General features: G+C 39.0%; 7 protein-coding genes. 4 read left to right on the top strand and 3 right to left on the bottom strand.

Annotated features, from left to right (window positions below):
* Nucleotides 1-125: 125 nt before the first annotated feature.
* Together HMPREF2634_RS01510 and queA are read right to left on the bottom strand one after the other, a co-directional pair.
* Entirely contained in the window at nt 126-599 is a 474-nt protein-coding gene (locus HMPREF2634_RS01510; RefSeq protein ID WP_006270140.1) for an arginine repressor, read from the bottom strand.
* 10 nt (nt 600-609) lie between these two features.
* Nucleotides 610-1638 carry a tRNA preQ1(34) S-adenosylmethionine ribosyltransferase-isomerase QueA gene (gene queA / locus HMPREF2634_RS01505; protein WP_021001463.1) on the bottom strand — a complete coding sequence of 343 codons (1029 nt, stop codon included), beginning with the start codon at nt 1636-1638 and terminating at the stop codon, nt 610-612.
* A gap of 306 nt (nt 1639-1944) precedes the next feature.
* Between queA and HMPREF2634_RS01500 the strand changes: the two genes are divergently transcribed.
* From HMPREF2634_RS01500 to HMPREF2634_RS01490, 3 genes are all read left to right on the top strand, one after another.
* The gene (locus tag HMPREF2634_RS01500; protein ID WP_021001465.1) at nt 1945-2652 is read left to right on the top strand and encodes a glucosamine-6-phosphate deaminase; all 708 of its coding nucleotides are present in this window, start codon (nt 1945-1947) and stop codon (nt 2650-2652) included.
* A 116-nt stretch (nt 2653-2768) separates the two neighbouring features.
* Nucleotides 2769-4145, top strand: a complete 1377-nt coding sequence (locus tag HMPREF2634_RS01495) for a DUF1958 domain-containing protein (protein ID WP_021001466.1) — start codon at nt 2769-2771, stop codon at nt 4143-4145.
* A 77-nt stretch (nt 4146-4222) separates the two neighbouring features.
* Nucleotides 4223-5392, top strand: a complete 1170-nt coding sequence (locus HMPREF2634_RS01490) for an MFS transporter (protein ID WP_021001467.1) — start codon at nt 4223-4225, stop codon at nt 5390-5392.
* Between the two features lie 248 nt (nt 5393-5640).
* On the opposite strand, the gene HMPREF2634_RS01485 is transcribed toward HMPREF2634_RS01490, so the two are convergent.
* Nucleotides 5641-5889 (bottom strand): hypothetical protein, encoded by a 249-nt coding sequence (locus tag HMPREF2634_RS01485; protein WP_138099371.1) that lies wholly within the window; start codon nt 5887-5889, stop codon nt 5641-5643.
* Nucleotides 5890-5992: 103 nt separating this feature from the next.
* Here HMPREF2634_RS01485 and HMPREF2634_RS01480 point away from each other — a divergent pair, with 103 nt between their 5' ends.
* Nucleotides 5993-7429: a 6-phospho-beta-glucosidase gene (locus tag HMPREF2634_RS01480; protein ID WP_003025393.1), complete on the top strand. Its 1437-nt coding sequence runs from the start codon at nt 5993-5995 to the stop codon at nt 7427-7429.
* Nucleotides 7430-7435 lie beyond the last annotated feature (6 nt).

Here is a 7435-nt window from a genome sequence, read left to right as displayed (position 1 = left end):
GTGATGAGAATGCGTTTCTTAAAGTTGTCAAAGCTCCGAAAGCCAAAAGAATAACTCTATAATCTCTGAAGCAGAGTCCACCCACTACAGAAATTATAGAACCACAAAATTCCAGCCTTAGCTTTTTAATCTTTACTAAAGAAGAACGGGGGTGCAAATTGTTTTAATTTGTTAAAACAATCTTGCGCTTTTTGATTGTCCTCGCAGATAATCAAGCAGACATCATCACCGCAGACCGTTGCGACAATTTCGGAAAATTCTAGAGCATCTAAGATAGAACCGAATGATTGTGCCAATCCAGGAAGAGTTTTCATGACAACTTGATGTTGAACAGGACGCAACATAATCAAGGCATCTTCCATATAGAGACGCAGGCGTTTTTCCCAGCGTGAAGGTGCCATGCTATTGATAATGTAATAAGAAATATCTGCTTCGTGTACTTTTACTAAGTTCAAAGCTTTAATGTCTCGAGAAAGTGTGGATTGCGTCACTGTAACGCCATTCGCTTTCAATAAATCTTGTAATTCTTGTTGTGTGTGAATTTTTTTCTCTAGGACAAGTGAGCGAATGAGTCGATGACGGCTTTCAATTTTATTCATATTTCACCTATTATTTTATAAACATAGCATCTCCAAAGCTGAAAAAGCGGTATTTTTCATCAATGGCATGCTGATAAGCAGAGAGCACTAATTCTCGACCTGCAAAGGCTGAAACGAGCATGACGAGAGTGGACTTTGGAAGGTGGAAATTGGTAGAAAAAGCATCTACGATTTTCCAATCGTAGCCAGGTTTAATAAAGATGTTGGTCCAACCGGAGTCTGCTTTGATTTCCCCATTAAATTTTGAACCGATTGTCTCTAGTGTACGGATAGAAGTTGTTCCGACCGCTATAACACGTTTCCCGCTGGCTTTGACTTGTCGAAGCGTGCTAGCTGCTTCTTCAGACAATGTATAGAATTCTGAATGCATCTCGTGTTCGTCTACATTGTCTACAGAGACAGGACGGAAGGTTCCTAGACCAACATGAAGCGTCAGATAGACTAATTTTACGCCTTTAGCTTCAATCTGAGCCAGCAGCTCTTTGGTAAAATGAAGCCCGGCAGTAGGAGCAGCCGCTGAGCCATTTTCTTTAGCATAAACAGTCTGATAGCGTTCACGGTCTTTTAATTTTTCATGAATATAAGGCGGCAAGGGCATTTCGCCCAGACTTTCAAGCACTTCCAAGAAAATCCCTTGGTAATGGAAACGTACAATTCGTCCGCCGTGTTCTAATTCTTCTAAGACAGTTGCTGTTAAGCGCCCGTCACCAAAAGATATAGCTGCTCCGACTTTTAAGCGCTTGGCTGGCTTCGCTAGCACTTCCCAATCATCTCCTGCGATGTTTTTCAACAGTAGTAATTCAACATGTCCGCCTGTTTCAGGCTTTTCACCATGAAGGCGTGCTGGCAAGACGCGCGTATCATTCATAACCAAAGCGTCTCCAGGATGTAATTGATCAATAATGGCATCAAAGTGAGTATCTTCCATTTGACCAGTTTCGTGATTGACGACTAAAAGGCGGGAAGCATCTCGCTTTTCTAAAGGTGTTTGCGCAATCAATTCTTCTGGTAAATGAAAGTCAAAATCAGCAGTATTCATACATTCTCCTTAGGCTGTAATTAAAATCCATAACGAATAACAACAAGCAACAAGTGGCAGGCACATGAGTAAAATGCCTAAAATCAATAAGGTATAATACCAGATTCGCTTGGTTTTGAAAAGGAGCGCAGCGATAACAAATGCAACTCCCAGTAAAAATAAACAGAGTAAATAGACTAACATTCTTCTATTATAGCACGATTTTTCGTGCAAACAAGCTCGGATTTTTTAAAAAGAAACAAATTCTCTTGACAAAAATTGGTCTATACCATATAATGTAATTAAATAAGGAAAAGGAGTTTAGCGATGAGAATTATTCAAGTGGAAAATCAAGTAGACGGCGGTAGAGTAGCGTTTGAATTATTAAAAGAAAAATTAGCTGAAGGAGCTAAAACGTTAGGCTTAGCGACAGGGAGTAGTCCTTTGAGTTTTTACGAGCAAATTGTTGAAAGTGACCTTGATTTGTCAGGCTTAACCAGTGTGAATCTAGACGAGTACATAGGATTAAGTGGGGAAAATCCTCAGTCTTATCGTTATTTTATGCAAAAACATTTATTTAATCAAAAGCCTTTTAAAGAAAGCTTTTTACCAAATGGTGTTGCTGAAGATGCGGAAGCAGAAGTGAAACGCTACAACCAAATTTTGGTAGAACATCCTGTTGATTTGCAAATTTTGGGAATTGGTACAAATGGTCATATTGGGTTTAATGAACCAGGGACGAGCTTTGATAGCACGGTTCATGTAGTGGATTTGGAGCAATCAACTATTGAAGCGAATGCTCGTTTCTTTGATAAAATAGAAGATGTACCGACGCAAGCTTACTCAATGGGGATTCGGAATATTCTCGATGCAAAATCTATTATTTTATTTGCTTATGGTGCTTCAAAAGCTAAAGCGATTGCAGGAACAGTAGAAGGACCGATTACAGAAGAACTACCAGGAAGCGTCCTTCAAAAACATGAAGATGTGGTTGTTATCGCAGATAAAGAAGCTTTAAGCATTTTGAAAAAATAAGAATCTATTTCCTATCTAATTTTTAGGTAGGTTTTTTGACATTTTGGAAAAAGTTCGTTATCTTATGGATAAAGTGTGCTATACTAGAAGATAAGTGAGAACTTAGGAGGATTCTAGTGAAAAAGCTGTTAGCTATTGTTTGTCTTTTTATGTTGTATGTGGGAGTAACTGCTGCTCGTGCAGATGAATTGGTTGATATGGCACAAAAAATGTATCCAAACGAGAAGGTCAATCCAATCAATCGTCCGAAATCATCCTTGATTGTAGATGCTAATACGGGAAATATCCTTTGGCAAGACAATATTGATGAAGTTCGTGATCCTGCCAGTATGAGCAAATTGATGACCTTGTATTTAGTTTTTGAAGCGATTCAGCAAGGAAAGTTGAGCGAAAATACAGTTATCAAAGCAACACCACGTGATGAAGCAATTGCCAAAATTTACGAAATTTCCAACAATAAAATTGTGGCGGGAGTAGATTATACTGTCTCTGAATTGATTACGATGACAGCTGTTCCATCTTCAAATGCGACAACTGTTATGTTAGCCAATTATTTATCTAACAATGATCCAGATACATTTTTGGACATGATGAATGCCAAGGCAAAAGAATTAGGTATGACCAATACAAAATGGTTCAATGCTAGCGGAGCTGCAGCTGTTTCTTTCAAAGGCTTGTATACTCCACAACGGTATGATAACAATGCAGCCAATCAGACAACGGCGCGCGATTTAGCCATTTTAGGGTACCATTTCGTCAAGAATTATCCAAATATTTTAAATTACACCAATAAACCAGTCGTAACGGTAAAAAAGGGAACGCCGTATGAAGAAACCTTTGAAACCTATAATTACTCACTTCCCGGTGCCAAATATGGCATTGAAGGCGTCGAAGGTTTAAAGACGGGGTCAAGTCCACGAGGAGCTTTTAATTACATCGCAACGATTAAGCGAGGGGAACAACGTTTGATTAGTGTTATCATGGGAGTTGGGAATTGGTCTGACCAAGACGGAGAATATTACCGCCATCCATTTGGCAATGCCTTGATTGAGAAAGCTTATGCTGACTATGAGTATAAAAAAGTTTTCAATGCTGGTGAGCAAGAAATCAATGGAAAGACCTATAAATTATCAAAAGATTTCTATGCAACAGTGAAAAAAGGCACAGCAGCAAAAGCAGTTGTGGAAAATGACGTATTGAAAAATGATAATGGTTTGGAGCAACTTTCTTCGCTTATTTCAAACGGAGATAATGTCACAGAAGTAAAGGATACAGCAATTAAAAACAGTACAGCTAAGTCAACTGTAAAAACTACAACAGCAAAATCTAGCGGAAAAAGTTTGAAGCAACTCTTTTTAGATTATCACATTCTGATCGCAGTTCCGTTGCTTATTCTTTTGCTCATTGTCGTTTTTGAAGCAACGAAACGTAAGCAAAGAAGAAAACAGTGTACAACTAACGATATACAGCTATCTCGTCGTCAGAAACGTTAATCACTCATTGCAGAATAGAAAGCTCGATTGATTTATCCAATCGGGCTTTGTCACCTTTTTAGGGAGAAGGAAAAATCATGTTTAGGAAATTTCAAAATAGCTATTTTGCTTATTTTTTGATGTATAATTTTTATTTTTTATCATACTCATTGTTTTCAACTTTAATTTCAGTTTATATGCTGGATAAGGGGTATTCGGCTAGTCAGGTTTCACTTGTTGTCTCTGCCTCGTTCTTTTCTTCAATGATTGTACAGCCTATTATGGGTGTTTTGAATGACGCGATTGGCATTAAAAAAGTAACCATTTATAGCTTTCTTTTCATCATCGTTGGAGCAATTTTTTTCATGCAAGCCAATAATCTCTTGCTCTTGACAATTTGGTACAGCGCTGTTTTAATGCTAATCAACGGTGTGAATCCTGTTATGGACGTTCTAGCTGCTAGAAGCCCTTATACTTATGGGAAAATCCGTATCTGGGGGACTTTTGGCTATGCAATGGGCTCACAATTAGCAGGGCTGATTTATAAGTTCATCTCTCCGCAAGCGATTTTCATCGTGTTTATCGGTATGATGTGTGTGAGTATTCTTGGAGTGCTGGGAATTGAGCCAAAACAGGATCAGCATCCTAAAAAAGCGACCCAAGCGAAAAATGACTCTTATATCGGGCAAATTTTTAAAAATAAAACGTATTTATTTTATCTCATCATTGTGGCGCTCTATTCTGGAGTCGGAAATACTGGTCACACCTATATTCCGTCTATGTTAGAGCATAGTGGTTTAAGTGTCAATGTGGCGACGACTGTGGTAGCTATTTCTGTTATTTGTGAGTCGCCCTTGATCTTCTTTTCTTATCTTTTTATGGATAAACTTCCGATTAAAAAATTGCTTTATATTCCCCTGCTCATTTTGCTCTTACAGTATGTGATTTATGGTCTGGATTTGGGACTGACCTCCAAGATTCTTTTGACCTTGATGTCAAAGCACGCCACAGGAATGTTGTTGATTATGGTGACTTTAAAGATTGTTGCTAACGTAGTAGATGAGAAATATCTGGTGACAGCTATTGCCCTTGTTCAAACAGCCCGAAATTTGGGAACCATTCTTATCCAAAATATTGCAGGAGATATTATTGACAAATCTGGTTATGAAATGATGAGCTTTTTCTTAGCTGGTGTGATGATTGTAGTGCTTGTTTTAGCCTTCTTTTTGAAAGTGCCAAACAAGCCAAATCAGAAATTATTCGGCTAAGACAAGAGAAACATAAAAAAGCTGGACGAAAGTCTCCAGCTTAGCATATTGTATAATAAAGCAATGACGAATTAGTTGCCGGATAAGGCTCATGACGCGAGTCTTATCCTTGTTTGTTTTTTAAGCTCGAAAAAGCACTTTTGATGAAAACGTCGTTTTGTTATTCACTATCTCAATAGTCTCTCAGGCTGTGGAGTGAGACAGAACTAAAAATTTTCAAATTTTAGTTCTGTTTCACTCTTTTTAATTTACTCATTTAGTTTTTTCTTAAATAAAAAGAGCCAAACATAGGCAATCAGGCTGACACATCTATAAACGACTAAAAATGGAAATGTAATACTAACAGGCTTGATACCAAGTAGAAAAAGTCCTGTTTTTAAAACTCCGTCTATAAAACCAGCAAAGATAAAAGTAGAAACTTTCTTTTGCTGAATGTAGATTTTATATTCTTTTTCTTCATTATAGAAAGAAATGAGATGAAAAGCAATCGTTTTCACAGTCTTTGGATTTATTTTCCGCATTGCTGTGGCAAAAATATGGGTTTTAAAAGCGCTTTCTTAGAAGTATAATAAAAGTATCAAAATCAGGAGGACTTTAGACATGTCAACATTTAAAGACGGATTTCTCTGGGGTGGAGCAGTTGCAGCTCATCAACTAGAAGGTGGTTGGCAGGAAGGTGGCAAGGGCATTAGTGTGGCTGATGTGATGACAGCAGCTCGCCATGGGGTTCCGCGTGAAATTACGGCAGGAGTGTTGCCGGACAAATATTATCCTAACCATGAAGCAATTGATTTTTATCATCGTTATAAGGGGGACATTGCTCTCTTTGCGGAAATGGGTTTCAAGTGCTTCCGAACTTCTATCGCTTGGACGCGGATTTTTCCTAAGGGAGACGAAGAGCAGCCCAATGAAGCTGGTTTGCAGTTTTATGATAACCTTTTTGATGAGTGTCTCAAATACGGGATTGAGCCAGTTATTACCCTGTCGCATTTTGAAATGCCTTATCATTTGGTGACCGAGTACGGTGGCTGGAAGAACCGCAAGGTTATTGATTTCTTTGTCCGCTTTGCGGAAGTGGTCTTCAAACGCTATAAGGACAAGGTCAAATACTGGATGACCTTCAATGAAATCAACAATCAAGCCAACTATCAAGAAGATTTTGCTCCTTTCACCAATTCTGGTATTGTTTACAAAGAAGGAGACAATCGTGAAGCGATCATGTATCAGGCGGCTCACTATGAGCTGGTGGCTTCTGCGCGAGCAGTTAAAATCGGTCATGAGATCAATCCTGACTTCCAAATTGGCTGTATGATTGCCATGTGTCCGATTTATCCAGCTACCTGCAATCCTAAGGACATCCTCATGGCTATGAAAGCCATGCAAAAGCGTTATTATTTTGCAGATGTCCATGTTTTCGGTCTCTATCCAGAACATATTCTTAAATATTGGGAAAGAAAAGGTATTCAGGTTGATTTTACCGAGCAAGATCAAGAGGATTTGCTAGCTGGAACTGTTGATTACATCGGCTTTAGCTACTATATGTCCTTTGCTATTGATTCTCATCGAGGAAATAATCCTTACTTTGACTATGTGGAAACCGAAGATTTGGTCAAGAATATTTATGTTGAGGCTTCAGAATGGGACTGGCAGATTGACCCAGAAGGTCTGCGCTATGCTCTCAACTGGTTTACAGACCATTATCACCTGCCCCTCTTTATCGTAGAAAATGGTTTTGGCGCCATTGACAAAGTGGAAGAAGACGGCATGGTGCATGATGACTACCGGATTGACTATTTGGGTGCCCATATCCGTGAGATGAAGAAAGCCGTGGTCGAAGACGGAGTTGACCTCATGGGTTATACGCCTTGGGGCTGTATTGACTTGGTGTCTGCAGGTACCGGGGAGATGCGCAAGCGCTATGGTTTCATCTATGTAGACAAGGACGATGAGGGAAATGGAACCTATGAGCGTTCACCTAAGAAGTCCTTTAACTGGTATAAAGAAGTGATTGCCTCAAATGGAGAAACTGTAGACTAGATAAGG

The organism is Streptococcus sp. HMSC034B03 (assembly GCF_001838575.1).
Lineage (GTDB): Bacteria > Bacillota > Bacilli > Lactobacillales > Streptococcaceae > Streptococcus > Streptococcus anginosus.
Note: the sequence above shows the minus strand (reverse complement) of the source record. Positions and strands in the feature narration are given on the sequence as shown.